This is a genomic window from Actinoplanes octamycinicus (assembly GCF_014205225.1).
In the GTDB taxonomy this organism is placed as follows: Bacteria; Actinomycetota; Actinomycetes; order Mycobacteriales; family Micromonosporaceae; genus Actinoplanes; species Actinoplanes octamycinicus.
Genome location: NZ_JACHNB010000001.1, coordinates 10,155,245 through 10,171,650, shown reverse-complemented (window position 1 = coordinate 10,171,650; position 16,406 = coordinate 10,155,245). Strand labels below are relative to the sequence as shown.

Annotated in this window: 11 protein-coding genes; 9 read left to right on the top strand and 2 right to left on the bottom strand. The window is 73.4% G+C overall.

The annotated features are described in order from the left end of the window. Nucleotides 1-169 precede the first annotated feature (169 nt). The 3 genes from BJY16_RS46055 to BJY16_RS46045 all read left to right on the top strand — a co-directional run bounded on the left by BJY16_RS46055 (nt 170) and on the right by BJY16_RS46045 (nt 5,997). Entirely contained in the window at nt 170-1,747 is a 1,578-nt protein-coding gene (locus tag BJY16_RS46055; protein ID WP_185046136.1) for an MFS transporter, read from the top strand. Nucleotides 1,748-1,891: 144 nt separating this feature from the next. Then, on the top strand, nt 1,892-3,085 hold the full coding sequence (locus tag BJY16_RS46050) for an FAD-dependent monooxygenase (RefSeq protein WP_185046135.1): 1,194 nt from the start codon (nt 1,892-1,894) through the stop codon (nt 3,083-3,085). 146 nt (nt 3,086-3,231) lie between these two features. Then, on the top strand, nt 3,232-5,997 hold the full coding sequence (locus tag BJY16_RS46045; RefSeq protein WP_185046134.1) for an AAA family ATPase: 2,766 nt from the start codon (nt 3,232-3,234) through the stop codon (nt 5,995-5,997). A gap of 124 nt (nt 5,998-6,121) precedes the next feature. Here the strand turns inward: BJY16_RS46045 and BJY16_RS46040 are convergent, their stop codons facing one another. Next, nucleotides 6,122-6,886, bottom strand: a complete 765-nt coding sequence (locus BJY16_RS46040; protein ID WP_185046133.1) for a thioesterase II family protein — start codon at nt 6,884-6,886, stop codon at nt 6,122-6,124. Nucleotides 6,887-7,247: 361 nt separating this feature from the next. On the opposite strand from BJY16_RS46040, the gene BJY16_RS46035 reads away from it, so the two are divergent. Further along, entirely contained in the window at nt 7,248-7,967 is a 720-nt protein-coding gene (locus tag BJY16_RS46035; protein ID WP_185046132.1) for a 4'-phosphopantetheinyl transferase family protein, read from the top strand. 423 nt (nt 7,968-8,390) lie between these two features. Continuing rightward, nucleotides 8,391-11,534, top strand: a complete 3,144-nt coding sequence (locus tag BJY16_RS46030) for an AfsR/SARP family transcriptional regulator (protein WP_185046131.1) — start codon at nt 8,391-8,393, stop codon at nt 11,532-11,534. Between the two features lie 64 nt (nt 11,535-11,598). Here the strand turns inward: BJY16_RS46030 and BJY16_RS46025 are convergent, their stop codons facing one another. After that, the gene (locus tag BJY16_RS46025) at nt 11,599-11,799 is read right to left on the bottom strand and encodes a hypothetical protein (RefSeq protein WP_185046130.1); all 201 of its coding nucleotides are present in this window, start codon (nt 11,797-11,799) and stop codon (nt 11,599-11,601) included. Between the two features lie 289 nt (nt 11,800-12,088). On the opposite strand from BJY16_RS46025, the gene BJY16_RS46020 reads away from it, so the two are divergent. From BJY16_RS46020 to BJY16_RS46005, 4 genes are all read left to right on the top strand, one after another. Next, entirely contained in the window at nt 12,089-12,427 is a 339-nt protein-coding gene (locus BJY16_RS46020) for a hydroxyisourate hydrolase (protein ID WP_185046129.1), read from the top strand. Nucleotides 12,428-12,457: 30 nt separating this feature from the next. Next, nucleotides 12,458-14,173 (top strand): 2-isopropylmalate synthase, encoded by a 1,716-nt coding sequence (locus BJY16_RS46015; RefSeq protein ID WP_239178050.1) that lies wholly within the window; start codon nt 12,458-12,460, stop codon nt 14,171-14,173. 217 nt (nt 14,174-14,390) lie between these two features. Further along, nucleotides 14,391-15,059 (top strand): AMP-binding protein, encoded by a 669-nt coding sequence (locus BJY16_RS46010; protein WP_185046128.1) that lies wholly within the window; start codon nt 14,391-14,393, stop codon nt 15,057-15,059. Between the two features lie 15 nt (nt 15,060-15,074). After that, complete coding sequence (locus tag BJY16_RS46005; RefSeq protein ID WP_185046127.1) at nt 15,075-16,337, top strand: MFS transporter; 1,263 nt, start codon at nt 15,075-15,077, stop codon at nt 16,335-16,337. The last annotated feature ends 69 nt before the right edge of the window (nt 16,338-16,406 follow it).

Here is a 16,406-nt window from a genome sequence, read left to right as displayed (position 1 = left end):
ACGCTATTGGCGGGGCCGCACCGGCCATACCCCTATCCGGCGGACCAGCCCATTGACGGGGGCAGGGCAACCCCTATCTGCAGTCCGGGACCCCTGAACAAATAGTTCGTCCCCCTGCCTGGAATCGTCGCGCTGGACGCCCCTGTGACGATTTTCCTACCGTTGTGGCATGACCGAAACTGAAGCACTTCAGGCGAAGGCAGGCCGTAAGGAATGGTTTGCCCTCGGCGTACTGCTGCTTCCGGTTCTGCTGGTCTCGATGGACCTGACGGTGCTCTACTACGCACTGCCGGCCATGAGCGCGGAACTGGGGCCGACCGGCGCCCAGCAACTGTGGATGGTCGACATCTACGCGTTTGTGCTGGCCGGTCTCCTGCTGACCATGGGCACCCTGGGTGACAAGATCGGCCGTCGCCGGCTGCTGCTGGCCGGTGCGCTGGCCTTCGGCGTCGGCTCGCTGGTCGCCGCCTACGCCACGTCGGCCGGCGAGTTCATCGCCGCCCGCGCCGCGATGGGCGTGGCCGGCGCCACCCTGATGCCCTCCACCCTCGCGCTCATCCGCAACCTCTTCCACGACCAGACCCAGCGCCGCACCGCGGTGGCGGCCTGGTCCGGCGGCATGGCGGCGGGCGCCGCGCTCGGCCCGATCATCAGCGGGCTGCTGCTGGACAACTTCTGGTGGGGCTCGGTCTTCATCATCAACGTCCCGGTGATGGTGCTGCTGGTCGTGCTCGGCCCGGTGCTGCTGCCCGAGTTCAAGGTGCCCGGCGCGCCGCGCTTCGACCTGATCAGCGCGGCCCTGTCGCTGGGCGCGGTGCTGCCGGTGATCTACGGCCTGAAGCGGATCGCGATCTACGGCTTCGGTGCCGTCCCGGTCGCCGCGGCCGCGTGCGGCCTGCTGCTGGCGGCGCTCTTCGTCCGGCGGCAGCAGGTGATCGCCAACCCGATGATCGACCTGAAGCTGTTCCGCCAGCGGGCCTACGGCGCCTCGATCGCGATCAACCTGGTGGCGCTCTTCGGCATGGTCGGGTTCTCCCTGTTCAGCACCCAGTACCTGCAGACCGTGCTGGGCCTGAGCCCGTTCCGGGCGGCGCTCTGGACCATCCCGGGCACGCTCGCGGTCGGCGTTGCGGTGCCGATCGCCACGGCCGTCGTCCGACTCGTCCGCCCGGCGTACGTGGTGGCCGGCGGTTTCGTCCTGGCCGCGGCCGGCTTCTTCACGGTCACCTTCACCCCGGTGGAGGACGGCATCCCGGTCCTGCTCCCCGGCCTGATCGCGCTCTCCGCCGGCCTCGCCGTGGTGATGACCATGATCACCGAGATGGTGGTGGCCACCGCTCCGCCGGAGAAGGCCGGCGCCGCCTCGGCGGTGCTGCAGACCGGCCAGGAGTTCGGTGGCGCGATCGGCGTCGCGGTGCTCGGCAGCATCGGCGGCGCGATCTACAGCAGCCAGATGGAGGGCGTGGTGCCGGAGTCGGCCCGGGAGACCCTCGGTGGCGCCATGGCCGCCGCCGCGAAGCTGCCCGCCGAGGCGGCCGCCGAACTGACCGCGAAGGCGCACCTGGCCTTCGTCCAGGAGATGCACGTGGCCGCCCTGTTCGCCACCCTGCTGATGGTGCTCGGCGCGGTCCTCGCGGTGGTCGCGCTGCGGCACGTCAAGGACGCCCCGAAGCCGCCGGCCGAGCCGGAGGCGGAGACCGCCGAGCCGGTCCCGGGGAAGGAGGACTACGCCATCGCGGGCAACTGACATGCCACCGGCGTACGGACCACGGCCGGCTCGGATCGATTCCCCCCGATCCGGGCCGGCCGTTCGCGTGCCTCCGAGCCACCGTCCAGAGTGCTGGAACGAGCGTCTTGCACAAACGTCTCACACATGTGTATCGTTGTCGGCATGACGAAGACGGTCCTGATCTCCGGAGCCGGCGTTGCCGGCCTCACGCTGGCGCACTGGCTGCGTCGCCACGGCTTCACGCCCACCGTGGTCGAGCGGGCCCCGGCCCTGCGCGACGGTGGTTACAAGGTGGACATCCGCGGCGCCGCCGTCGAGGTGGTCCGCCGCACCGGCATCCTGGAGCAGGTCCGCGAGCGGCGCACCGACGTCCGCGCCGGCGCCGTCGTCGACCGCTCCGGCAAGCGGGTCGCCAGCATGAACGGGGACAGTTTCGGCGGCCGCGAGGAGCACGACGCGGAGATCCTCCGCGGCGACCTGACCCGGCTGCTCTTCGAGACCACCCGCGACGAGGTGGACTATCGCTTCGGCGACGCGATCGCCGCGCTGGACGGCACGTCGGTCACCTTCTCCAGCGGGCGCACCGAGACGTTCGACCTGATCGTCGGCGCCGACGGGGTGCACTCGCGGACCCGGGAGCTGGCCTTCGGCCCGGAGTCCGGCTTCGTCCACGACATGGGTTACCGGGTCGCCATCTGCACCGTGCCCAACCACCTGGGGCTGGACCGCGAGGAGCTGACCTATGTCAGCCCCGGCCGCACCACCCTGGTCTACAGCACCGCCGGCCAGACCACCGCGAAGGCGATGTTCCTGTTCACCGAGCCGGCCGGGATCGACGAGAGCGACCCGCGCCGGGCGCTCCGCGAGGCCTACGCGGGGCAGGGCTGGGAGGTGCCCCGGCTGCTCGAGGCGGTGGCCGACGCCCCCGACTTCTACTACGACCGGCTCGCCCAGGTGCGGATGGACCGCTGGTCGGCCGGCCCGGTCGCGCTGCTCGGCGACGCCGCGTACTGCGCCTCGCCGGCCTCCGGCCAGGGCACCAGCCTGGGGCTGGTCGGGGGTTACCTGCTGGCCGGCGAGCTGGCCGCGGCCGGCGGCGACCACGAGACCGCCTTCGCCGCCTACGAGGCCCGGATGCGCCCGTTCGCCGAGCGCAACCAGAAGCTCGGCCCGGCGAACGTCAAGCGGATGGTGCTGAGCAGCTCCGGCCAGGTGCGGATGTCGATGGTGATGCTGGGCGTGATGTCCCGGCTGCCCGGCCGCGACCGGATGATGGCCGCCATGATGGCGCCGCTGCACAAGGCCGCCAACGCCATCGAGATCCCCGACTACGCGACCCGGTCGCAGCACCCCTGACCTGCGGTTCGGCCGGTCGATAAGGGCGCGAAGGCGGCCCGATAACGGTCGGCCGGACAGTGGTCTCAGGCGCCGGGCTGTCCGGTTGCCACCCGGCAGGCGAGGGGTTGCCCGCCGGGATTCGGGGATCCGACAGGAGGTCCATCATGGGACTGATCGAGCGCGATGAGGCCCTGGCCTGCCTCGACGAGCTCCTGGCCGACGCGGTCGCCGGGCGCGGCCGGACGGCCCTGGTCACCGGCACCGTGGCGACCGGCAAGAGCGAGCTGCTGAGCGTGCTCGCCGACCGGTCGATCGAGCGCGGCGCGCTGGCGGTCACCGCGACCGGCTCGGCGGAGGAGCGGGACATGCCGCTCGCGCTGCTGGGCCAGCTCTTCCACGACGCGCCACTGCCCACCGGCGACCGGGACCGGGCCATGAGCCTGCTCCTCGAGGGCACCAAGGCCGTGCTGGCCGCCGGCGACGACGCCGGCGGCCACCTGGACGCGCAGGTCATCCACGGCCTGTGCACGATCCTGCTGGAGCAGGCCGAGCGGTTCCCGCTGGCCCTGCTCGTCGACGACGTCCAGCACGCCGACCGGGCGTCGCTGGTCTGCCTGACCTATCTGTCGCGTCGCGCCCGGCTGGCCAAGCTGCTGCTGGTGTTCAGCCGCAGCACGTTCGGCGACACCGCCGAGCCGGCCTGGCAGACCGATCTGCTGCGACCCGGCTCGGGCAGCCGGATCCACCTGGAGCCGCTGACCGGCGAGGGCGTCCGGCAGTTCGCCGAGCAGCGGGCCGGCGCGGAGGCGGCCGAGCGGCTGGCGGACCGCTGGCACCAGCTCAGCGGCGGCAACCCGCTGCTGGTCGAGGGCCTGATCGCGGACCACCGGCAGACGGTGGCGGAGACCGGCGCCGAGCCGGACGACGCGGTCGCCGGCGACGGCTACGCCGCGGCGGTGACCTCCTGCCTGCACCGCGCCGACGAGCGGCTGCTCGAGGTGGCCCGCGGCGTCGCGGTGCTGGACGACCCGGAGAGCCTGGACCGGCTGATCGGGCTCGGCTCGCAGCAGGTGGCCCAGACCGTCCGGGCGCTCACCGTGGCGGGGCTGCTCGGCATGGGCTCGTTCCGGCACCCGGCGGCCCGCGCCGCGGTGCTCGCCGATGTGCGCCAGGAGCAGCGCGCCGAGCTGCACCGCCGGGCCGCGGTGCTGACCTACGACCGGGGCGCCTCCACCCGGGTGGTGGCCGAGCACCTGGTCAACGCCAGCGACGTGCGGGAGAGCTGGGGCGTCACGGTGCTGGAGGACGCCGCCCGGCAGGCGCTGCGCGAGGGCCGGGTGGAGGCCGCGGTCCGCTACCTGAAGCTCGCCTGGCGGGCGTGCACCGACGACCGGCACCGGGTGCGCATCATGACCACGCTGGTCCGCGCCGAGTGGCGGATCAACCCGAGCACCTCGGCCGGCTATCTGCCCGAGCTGACCGGCGCGCTGGAGAAGGGTGTGCTCCGCGGCAGCGACGCGATCGTGCTGGCCAAGGCGCTGCTCTGGCACGGCCAGTTCCGCGACGCCGAGCACGTGCTGGACCGGCTGGCCGCCCAGGGCGGCGAGCTGGACCCGGACACCGCGGCCGAGCTGGCCGCCACCCGCCCCTGGCTGCGCTGCACGTACGCGCCGTTCGTCGCCCACCTGCCGAAGACCACGGCCACCGCGGCCACCGTCTCGGCGAGCCGGCGGCTGGCCGCGGCCCGGGCGCTCTCCTCGGTGATCAGCTCCAACCCGGGTCCCGACCTGGGCGACACGTGCGAGCGGATCCTGCGCGGCTCGCGGCTCGACGAGATGTCCCTGGACACGGTGGAGAGCGCGCTGCTGGCGCTGACCTATGCCGGGCACGCCGACAAGGCGGCCGGCTGGTGCGACATGTTCGTCGAGGAGGCGTACACCCGGCGGGCGCCGAGCCGGCAGGCCCGGCTCGCCGTGGTCCGCGCCGAGGTCGCGGTGCGGATGGGCAACCTGGCCGGCGCCGCCGGCTACGCCCGCACCGCGCTGGAGATCATGCCGCCGGCCAGCTGGGGTGTCGCGGTCGGGCACCCGCTGTCGCTGCTGATCATCGCGTCGGTGGCGATGGGCGACTTCGACGACGTGCGCGAGCAGCTCGACCAGCCGGTCCCGGAGGCGATGTTCCAGACCCGCTACGGCCTGCACTACCTGCAGGCCCGCGGGCGGTACAGCCTGGCCACCGACCACCCGGGGCTGGCGCTGCGCGACTTCCAGCGGGCCGGTGACCTGATGAGCGCCTGGGGGGTGGACGCGCCCGGCCTGGTCGCCTGGCGGTCCGACGCCGCCGAGGCGTACCTGCGGATGGGCCGGCCGTTGCAGGCCCGCAAGCTGACCGAGGAGCAGCTCAACCGGTGCACCGACAAGATGCCCCGGGCGCGCGGGGTCGGCCTGCGGCTGCTGGCCGCCACCGAGCAGCCCCGGCACCGGCCGATGCTGCTGCGCCAGGCCGCCGACCTGCTGCAGAACAGCGGCGACCTGTACGAGCTGGCCCGCACCCTGACCGACCTGGCGCAGGCCTACAACGCGCTCGGCGAGTCCCGCCGGGCCGGGATGATCGGGCACCGGGCCCGGGCGCTGGCCGAGGGCTGCGCGGCGGTCCCGCTGCGGCGGGCGCTGTCGCAGGACGCCGACTGGGACGCGGCCGAGCCGGCCGTGCCGGCGACGGCGTCCGGTGGGGCGGCGATGCTCAGTGACGCGGAGCGCCGGGTCGCGGCGCTGGCCGCGGTCGGCTACACCAACCGGGAGATCGCCGACAAGCTCTACATCACCACCAGCACCGTGGAACAGCACCTGACCAGGACGTACCGGAAATTGAACGTCACCCGCCGCAGCGACCTGCCGGCGAACCTGGACGCGACGCTCGCCACCGCCTGAGATTTCCCGCACCGGCCGCCGGAACCGGCGCCCGGCACGCGGACGGCCCGGACTCTGTGGAGTCCGGGCCGTTCGACGTGCCATGGCCTTGTGGGCCGGCCCGCCGCGTTGCTGGCTGGTGGTCCTAGCGGTGCGGGACCGGGGTCAGGGCCGTCCGGATCGTGTCCAGCACATCGGCCTGGTGCGAGTTGAGGTAGAAGTGGCCGCCGTCGAAGACGCGCAGCGTGAAGGCGGCGTTGGTGTGGTCGCGCCAGGCGTCCGCCTCGGCCGGGGTGACCTTCGGATCGTGGTCGCCGGTCAGCGCGGTGACCGGGCAGTGCAGCGCCGGTCCCGGCTCCCAGCGGTAGGTCTCCGCCGCCCGGTAGTCGTCGCGGATCACGCCGAGCACCATGCGCAGCACGTCCGGGTCGTCCAGCAGGCCGCCCGCGGTGCCGTCCAGCCGGCGCATCTCGGCCACCAGCCCGGCGTCGTTCTGCAGGTGGACCCGCTCGTCGCGGTGTCGCGAGGGTGCCCGCCGGCCGGAGACGAACAGGTGCGCCGGCACGATTCCGTCGTCCTCCAGCAGCCGGGCCACCTCGTACGCCACGGTGGCGCCCATGCTGTGCCCGAAGAGTGCCAGCGGCCGGTCGTCCGGCTGCCGGCGGAGTTGCTCGTGGACGTCCCGGGCCAGTTCGCGGAGAGAGCCGATCCCGGGTTCCGCCCGGCGGTCCTGCCGTCCGGGGTACTGCACGGCGATCACCTCGACGCGCGGCGACAGGGCCCGGGAGACGGGGAAGTAGTAGCCGGCGGAGCCGCCCGCGTGCGGCAGGCAGACCAGCCGGATCGGCGCCACGTCGGTGGGGTGGTAGGTGCGCAGCCACAGGCTGGTGTCGACAGCGGACATGGTCATCGGGATGCCTCCAGGGCCTTCGGGCAGGTCAACCGCTACCAACGAAGCTAGGCTGGACAACCACGGGGCGTACACCCCAGTGGCGCCGCTCACCCACCCCGACCGGCCACCCCTGCCCTGCTCCGACCCGGTGAGCAGGGGTGGTACGGGCCGTCGCCGCTGACTACGCTGCGTGACGCGACCCGGAAGCCCCTTAGATCCGCGGGTGTCTCCCTTACCCCGGCCGGCACCGGCCCGTGAAAGCCCTCGCCGCGATATCGCCGGCCGTCCCGGTCTCCCTACGATGGAGCGCAGGCACGATGGCGGAGCATCGGCATCGATGCCGATGCCCGAGGACCCACCGAGCCACTGCGGGGACATCATGATCGAGAGAATCCTTCCCGCCGACGTGGTGGCAGTCGACACGTTCGACGACCCGCCGGACGCGACGCTGCTGGCCGAGGAGGAGAGCATCGTCGCCAAGGCGATCGAGAAACGGCGCCGCGAGTTCACCACCGCCCGGCACTGCGCCCGCGCGGCGCTGGTCCGCCTCGGCCTGCCGCCGTCGCCGATCCTGGCCGGCCGGCTCAACGAGCCACTGTGGCCGGCCGGCGTGGTCGGCACCATCACGCACTGCCCCGGCTATCGGGGCGTGGTGGTGGCGGCCGACACGAGGATCACCACGGTGGGCATCGACGCGGAGCCGAACGAGCCGCTGACCGCCGGCGTGCTGGAGTCGGTGGCGCTGCCCGACGAGCGGGTGCACGTGGCCGAGCTGCTCCAGGCCCGGCCCGAGGTGCGCTGGGACCGGATGCTGTTCTGCGCCAAGGAGGCGGTCTACAAGTCCTGGTTCCCGCTGGCCCAGCGCTGGCTGGACTTCGAGGACGCGGTGGTCACCATGCGGCCCGGGTCGGCCGGCGCCGCCACCGGGGTCTTCGACGCCCGGCTGCTGGTGGTCGGCCCGCGGGTCGGTGGCCGCCGGCTCACCGGCTTCACCGGCCGCTGGCTGGTCGAGCAGGGTCTGATCCTGACCGCGATCGTGGTGCCGGTGGCGGTGCCCGCCCGCCCGGTCCGGCCGCACGCGGCGGCCGGCGTTCGATAGCCGTTGCTGCAATGGCGATCGTCGATGGATTCGGTGTTTTCCCGGCGGTTGTCCGGCCGTTTCCGTGCTCGCCCGTGGCGCGCCGGCCTCATCCGTTCGGCCAGGCGGCATTCCGGCGGACAACGGCTGGCGTGCGCCCGGCCGCAAGGTGAAGAATGTTGCAAGTCCGGGTGATGGTCATGCGCCGGATGGCATAGCGTCAGTTACCTGTCGGTACCGCAAGCGGTAGACCGGCCAATTCTTACTGCGCGAAGGTCGGACTTCCATCATCCACAGTGGGTGGCGCCGCAGCCCCCGCATTGCATAGCCTCCCTATGAATACGGGGGTATTCCGGCTGCTCCGCCGCGGTGCGAAGCTTCCGCACGCGCACCATCCGATGTGTCACATCACCATTGCGCGCGACCCCTGACGAGGAGGCGCACGTGCAGATTCTCATCCTCGGGATTCTCGAGGTGCTGTTCGGCGAGACCCAGGTGGAGCTCGGCGGGCAACGTCAGCAGATCATTCTGGCGACCCTGGCCCTGGAGGCCAACAAGGTGATCCGGGTGACCCGTCTGATGGAGGCTCTGTACGGTGACGACCTGCCCTCCACCTCCCGGGTGCAGGTGCAGATCTGCATCTCGGCGCTGCGCCGGCTGTTCGCGGCGCACGGCCATCCGGACGCCATCGTCACCCGCACCCAGGGTTACTCGCTGCAGATCCCGGACGGCGCCCTCGACCTGCACCGGTACGAGGAGGCCCTGACCCAGGCCCGCCAGCTGCGCGAGTTCCGCCGGCTGGAGGAGTCGGCCGGGCAGTACCGGCAGGCCCTGGCGCTGTGGCGCGGCCCGGCCCTGGACGGCGTCGAGAGCCGGGTGGTGCAGGGCGCCGCCGAGCGGCTCGCCGAGCGCCGGCTGACCACCACCGAGGAGTGCATCGAGCTGGAGCTCAAGCTCGGCCGCCACCGCGAGGTGATCGACGAGCTGAACGCCCTGGTCGACGAGAACCCGCTGCGCGCCCGGCTGCGCGAGCACCTGATGCTCGCCCTGTACCGGTCCGGCCGGCAGCCCGAGGCGCTGGACACCTACCGGGTCGCCCGCCGGCTCTTCATCGACGAGCTGGGCCTGGAGCCGGGGGAGGAGCTGCGCCAGCTGGAGCACGCGATCCTCACCGGCGACCCCAGGCTGGCCCTCCCGGAGAGCCTCACGGTGGCCCCGCCGCCGGTGGAGCCGGTGCCGCCGCCGATCCCCCCGGTGATCACCAACCCGATCGTCGAGGAGATCCGGGCGCCGGCCGCCGTCCCGGTGCCGCCGGTGCCGGTCGCGCCGCCGATCTCGGCCGCCCCGGTGTCGGCGCCCGGCATCTCCCCGGTGCCCTGCCTGCTGCCCACCGACATCGCCGACTTCACCGGCCGCAACCAGCAGATCGAGGCGATCCAGGCGCAGTTCGGCCTGGCCGCCGACGACGCCTCGCAGTTCGCCGTCCCGGTCGTGGTGATGGCCGGCAAGCCGGGCATCGGCAAGACCACCCTGGCCGTGCACGCCGCGCACCGCCTCGCCGCCCGCTATCCGGACGGGCAGCTCTTCGCCGACCTGCACGGCCGGCACGCCGAGCAGGTCGGCCCGATGCGGGTGCTGGAGCGGTTCCTGCGCGCGCTCGGCGTGCCCGGCACCGACGTGCCGGAGCTGATCGAGGAGCGCGCCGAGCTCTACCGCACCCTGCTCGCCGACCGCCGGATGCTGGTGGTGCTGGACAACGCCGGCGACGAGCGCCAGGTCCGCCCGCTGGTCCCGGGCACCTCGCAGTCCGCGGTGCTGATAACCAGCCGCAGCCGGCTGGCCGGCCTGCCCGGCGCGGTGCACATCGACGTCGACGTGTTCAACCCCGAGCAGTCGACCGAGCTGCTCTCCCGGATCGCCGGCGCGGAGCGGATCGAGGCCGAGCCGGACTCCGCCGCCGAGCTGGCCGAGCTCTGCGGGCACCTGCCGCTGGCGCTGCGGATCGCCGGGGCCCGGCTGGCCGCGCGCCCGCACTGGAGCGTCGACCACCTGGTCGAGCGCCTGGAGAATGAGGCCCGCCGGCTCGACGAGCTGAAGCACAGCGGGATGGGCATCCGGGCCAGCATCTCGCTCACCTACGACCACCTGGAGGAGGACGCGCGGCGGCTGTTCCGGCTGCTCACCGTCCTGGACTTCCCGCACTTCTCCGGCTGGGTCGCGGCCGCCCTGCTGGACATCGGTTTCGCCGAGGCACAGGACCTGCTCGACGACCTGGCCGACGCGCAGCTGATCGAGACCAGCCGGGACGGCCGGGGCGTGCACGCGCAGTACCGCTTCCACGACCTGATCCGGGTGTTCGCCCGGGAGCGGCTGGCCGCCGACGACCCGGTGGAGGAGCGCGACCGGGCGCTGGAGCGGGCGCTCGGCGCGCTGTTGTTCCTCGCCGAGGAGGCCCGCCGCGGGCTGTACGGCAACTTCCTGCGGGTGCCCGCCGAGGCCCCGCTGCACCCACTGCCCGCGCGCCAGGTCCGCCAGCTGGTCGACCCGCCGCTGCCGTGGTTCGAGCGGGAGCGGCTCACCATCGTGGCCGCGGTCCGGCAGGCCGCGCAGGCCGGGCTGGCCGCGCACAGCTGGAGCCTGGCGATGACCGCGGTCACCCTCTTCGAGTCGCGGATCTATCTGAGCGACTGGCGGGAGACGCACCAGATCGCGCTGGAGGCGGCGCGGCAGGCCGGCGACGAGCGCGGGCAGGCCGCGATCCTGTACTCGCTCGGCTCGCTGCACATCGGCGAGCAGCGCTATCCGGAGGCGCTGCGCCTGCTGGCCGCCGCCGACGAGCTGTTCCTGCGGGCCGGTGACCAGCAGGGCCGCGCGATGGTCAGCCGCTATGTCGGCTTCATCGACCGGATGACCGGCCGGTACGCGGAAGCGGCGGAGAACTACACGCGGGCGCTGGAGACGTTCCGGGCCGGCGGCGATCTGGTCGCCGTGGCCTACGTGCTGCACAGCATCGCGCAGATCAAGCTGGAGCAGGGCGACCTGGACGCGGCCCGGACCCTGCTGCCGGAGGCGCTGGAGTACGCCCGGCGCTCGGGCAGCCGCCGGGTCGAGGCGCAGGCACTGCACCGGCTCGGCGAGACGCACTTGCAGGCGGACGAGGTGAAGCCGGCCATCGAGGTGCTCCGGCAGGCCCTCGACGTGGTCCGCGAGCTGGGCGATCCGGTCGGGCAGGCGTACGCGCTGCAGGGACTGGGCGCGGCGTACCTGCGGGCCGGCGCCCACGAGAAGGCCGCCGACGTGCTGCGTGAGGCGATGGAGCTCGCCGTAGCGTCGGCGGAACGCATGATCGAGGCCCGGGTCTCGATGGTCCTCGGGGAGCTGGCGATGGCCGTCGGCAATCCGCCGCAGGCGGTCGTCCACCTGCATCGCTCGCTGGGACTGTTCCGGGCGATCTCCGTGCCGCAACTGGAGGCACGGGTGCTGGGGCTGCTCAGTGACGCGTACACGGCCGCGGACAATCCGGTGGGCCGCGACCCCGGGTCGCTGAGCTTAGAGCCGCCGGGAAAACCGGCGGTGTTCAGCAGCTGACTCGTGACGGTCCCGGCCGGCCGGTCCGGGCGTCACAGTCCGCCATCAGGCGCTCAGTGCTCGTTCAGCCCCACTGGGTGTCGTCGGTGGTGTAGGTCGGGGTCGGGGTGGGGAGCCCGGGGGTGCCCTCCGACTGGACGCTGACCGTGCTCGCCGGAGCCGCGTCGGCGGTGGTGGCGGCGGCGAAGACCGCGGCAACCGGGGCGGCCGCCAGAACGAGGGCGAAAGCAACCTTGACCGACGCGATGCGGGCGTTCTTGCGCATGGTTCTACCTGCTCTTTCATGTCTGGGATCGGGCGGGGCGTCGTGCTCTCCGCCTTGCTGAGAAGAACGCTATGGACGTCCCTCATCGCCCCGTTATCGCTGCGCCATGGCTGTCGGCATCGCCCCGGGATCCGGGTCGATAGGGGCGGCGATAAGGCAGCGGATAACGCGGCGAAGGTGCGGCGATAACGACCGCGATCACCATCGGGACCGGAGGCCGGACGGACCGGACTCGGTGCGGACGCGACAGACCTGTCGCCCGTGCGGTGGCGACAGGCAGGTGATCGGCATGAGCGTCTCGGCGCAGGCTCTCGACGGCGTCTACGGCAAACCGGCAGCGGGGGTCCGCGCGCGTCTCGACCAGGGGGTCGACGGTCGCTGGCAGACCGTGGCCGCCGCGGAGACCGATGAGACCGGCACGATCGGGGCCTTCGTCGACGGCCGGCTCGCCCGCGGCCCGTACCGGATCGTCTTCGACAGCGACCACTACTTCGCCGGGCTCGGCGTGCACGCGGCCTACCCGGAGATCACCGTGGTCTTCCGGGTGACCGGCGAGCCGCACACGTGCCAGGTGCAGGTCCTGATGACGCCGTACTCGTACTCGCTCTACTTCGGCAATCTCGCGTGAGAAGGCCCTAGGCTCAGAGAGGAAAGGCCAGTGAGGAGCAACCCGTCTGTTCCGCGGCGCTACGCGATGCCGGCGACCGTGGACCTTCCCGACCGCACCTGGCCGGCCCGCACCATCGGCACGGCGCCCCGATGGCTGAGCACCGACCTGCGCGACGGCAACCAGTCGCTGGTCACGCCGATGACCCCGGACCGCAAGCTGGCCATGTTCCACCTGCTGGTGGAGATGGGGTTCACCGAGATCGAGGTCGGTTTCCCGGTGGCCAGCCAGGACGACCACGACTTCCTGCGGATGCTGATCGAGGAGGACCTGATCCCGGACGACGTCCGGATCTCGGTGCTGGTGCAGGCCCGCGACGAGCTGATCCGGCAGACCGTGGAGAGCCTGGCCGGCGCCCGCAAGGCCACCGTGCACCTCTACAACGCGACGTCGCCGCAATTCCGCCGGATGGTCTTCGGGCTGTCCCGCTCGGAGTGCAAGGACCTCGCGGTGCAGGGCACCCGGCTCTTCCTGAAGTACGCCGACCGCACCCTGGCCGACTGTGACCTGGGCTTCCAGTACTCGCCGGAGATGTTCGCCGACACCGAGCTGGACTTCTCCCTGGAGGTCTGCGAGGCGGTGATGGACGTCTGGCAGCCCGGCCCGGACCGGCCGATCACGCTGAACTTCCCGACCACCGTGGAGCGGAACACGCCGAACGTCTTCGCCGACCAGATCGAGTGGCTGGACCGTAACCTGTCCCGCCGCGAGCACGTCTGCCTCTCCGTGCACCCGCACAACGACCGCGGCACCGGGGTCGCCTCCGCCGAGCTGGCGGTGCTGGCCGGCGCCCAGCGGATCGAGGGCTGCCTGTTCGGCAACGGCGAGCGGGCCGGCAACGTCTGCCTGGTCACCCTGGCGCTCAACCTGCTCACCCACGGCGTCGACCCGGGACTGGACCTCGGTGACCTGAACCGGATCCGGCGGACCGTGGAGTGGTGCAACGAGATGCCGGTGCACCCGCGGCACCCGTATGGCGGCGACATGGTCTACACCGCGTTCTCCGGTTCGCACCAGGACGCGATCAAGAAAGGCTTCGACGTACGGGCGCGGGCGCTCGCGCTCGGCGCCGACCCGGAGCGGCTCCGCTGGGACATCCCCTACCTGCCGCTCGACCCGCACGACGTGGGCCGCACCTACGAGTCGGTGGTCCGGATCAACAGCCAGTCCGGCAAGGGCGGGGTGGCCTACGTGCTGAGCACCCGCCAGGGCCTGGAACTGCCCCGTGACCTGCGGATCGAGTTCGCCGGCACGGTGCAGGCGGCGGCCGACGAGCGGGGCTGCGAGATCGAGCCGGACGAGGTCGGCCGGATGTTCCTGGACGAGTACGCCTCGCCCCGGTTCGTCACCGTGCCGGTCGCGTTCCGCCGCCCGGTGCCGACCACCCTGCACGTGCAGGGTGACGCCTTCGCCGTCGGGGCGAGCCGGGCCGACGCGCTCGGCGACCTGGAGGACCAGCTGGCCTCCTGGGGCATGCAGGTGCACGAGGTGCACCGGATCGGGGTGAGCGCCGCCGACTCGCGCCGGGACGACGTGGTGGTCTACGCCGAGTGCCTGATCGGGCAGCGCCGGGTCTGGGGCGTCGGCGCGGCCGGCGACCTGGACGAGGCGGCCCGCGCCGCGGTGCGCGCCGCCATCACCCGCGCGCTGCAGACCGGGGCGCCCCGGCAGCAGCCGATGCCGCGACGCTGGGACCGCGCCAGCTGAGCAGCGACGACGTGACAGCCCGCGCCGGCCCGGCGCGGGCCATCCGTCGTTAGGGGTCACCTGGTACCGGGAAGTCAGGGGTTACCGCCCGGCCGGAGCCTGATTACCGTCGATGTCATCCGATGGTGCGCCGATCCGGCACCTGCACCGGGCACCGTCTTCCGACATCAGCGCTGGTGGTCGTGCCGCGCTCCGCCCGAGGGACAAGGTGACTTCGATGACTGCTGCCCTGCTTCCGGCGCCGACGGCGCCGCTACCGACGTCCGCGTCACCCCGCCCCCGGCCGGAGCCGGTGCTGCGGGTGCTGGCCCGGCGCGCCGCCGAGACCCCGGACCGGGTGGCGGTCGACGACGGCGGCTACCTGGCCACGTACGCCGAGCTCTGGCACGCCGCTGCCCGGACCCGCCGGGACCTGGTCGAGGCCGGCGTCGAGCCGGGCGACGTGGTGGCGATCGCCGCCGGCCGCGGCACCGCCCTGGTCGCCGCGATCGTCGGGGTCTGGCTGGCCGGCGCGGCCTGCCTGCCGGTCGGCCCGGCCCACCTGGATCACTCGGTGCCGGACCCGGACGAGGTACGGGCCGCCCTGGTCGGACCCGGCTTCCCGGTCCCGGACGGGCTGCCCGCCGTGCCGCTCGTCGAGGTGGTCGCGGCGCCCACCGAGCCGCCCTGGGCGGCGATCCCGGACGGCGCCGCGGTGGCGTTCCTGAGCTGGGTGTTCGGCACCTCCGGGCGGCCGGTGACGCTCCGGCTCAGCCACGACGACCTGGCCATCCTGCTGGACCGGTGCGCCACCGACCCGCGGCTGACCGCCGGCCCGGTGGTGCTGGAGTTCTTCCTGCCGCTGGTGCTGGGCGACCGGCTGAAGCTGGCCCCCGGACGGCCCTGAAGCATGATCGCTACCGTGCGCCCGCGGGGCCGCCTGCTCGGCCCGGTCCTGGTGCTGGCGATGGCGTTGCCGACCTCGGTGCTCTACTCGGTCGGCGCGGTGGGCGCGCAGATCACCGCGACGTTCGGGCTGTCCCGGGCCGCGCTGGGCGCGCTGCCGGCCGCGGTCTTCGGCACCGCCGCGGTGCTGTCGCTCTGGTCGGGCGGCCTGGTCGACCGGATCGGCGCGCGGGCCGCGCTGCTCGGCCTCTTCGGGGTGGCCACCGCCGCGTTCCTGCTGATGGGCTCGGCCACCGGCTATCCCGGGCTGATCGCCGCGATGGTCCTCAGCGGGGTCGGGCAGGCGCTCTCCAACCCGGCCACCAACCTGGCGATCACCGAGAACCTGGCGCCGGCCGAGCGGGCCGGCGCGGTCGGCCGGAAACAGGCCGGCGTGCAGCTCTCCGCCCTGGTGGTCGGGCTGGCCGCGCCGCTGCTGACCGGGCTGGCCGGCTGGCGCGCGGTGCTGCTGGCCGGCGCACCGCTGGCGCTGGCCGCGCTGGCCGGCACGGTGCTCCGGATCCCGGCCCGGCCGGCCCCGCCGCCGGCCTTCAGCTGGCGCCCGGCCCGCCCCAACCGGTTCCTGGCCCTGCTCATGGTCTTCCTGGCGGTGCTCGGCTGCGGGGTGTCCGCGGTGGCCACCTTCGCCACCCTCTACGGCCAGGAACGGCTGCACCAGCCGCCGGGCACCTCGGCCGCGCTGATCGCGGCGCTCGGCCTGGCCGGGGTGGCGTCCCGGCTGCTCTGGTCCCGTCATGCCGCCACGCTGGTGCTGCTCAGCCCGCTGCTGCGGCGGCTGGCCGCGGGCGCGGCCGGGTCGGCGGCGCTGATCTGGGCGGCCGCCGGGCTCGGGCCGGTCGCGCTCTGGGCCGGCACGATCGGGGTCGGCGCCACCGCGGTCGGCGCCAACGCGGTCACCATGGTGCTGATCGTGCGGGACCGGCGCTGCGGCCCGCTCGGCCCGTCGTCCGCGCTGCTGTCGCTCGGCTTCTTCGCCGGTTTCGTGGCCGGGCCGATCCCGCTCGGCGCGATCGCCGACACCTTCGGGTACGGCCCCGCCTGGCTCACCGTCGCCGCCCTCTTCCTGCTGGCCGCGGTCCTGGCCGCCCGAGTGCTGCGGCACGAGCGCCGCACCCCGCCCCGGCCGCCGCACCCGCCCCGCCCCCAGCCCCAGCCCGCCCAACCCCAGCCGGCGGTGGCCGGTGTCGGCTGGGCCTCAGGGGTGTCTCGAGAGCGTTGAAGGACCCCTGAGGCCCAGCCGGGGACCGTGACCCGAAGGCGGTCCCAGCCCCGGCCAGCGGTGGCCGGT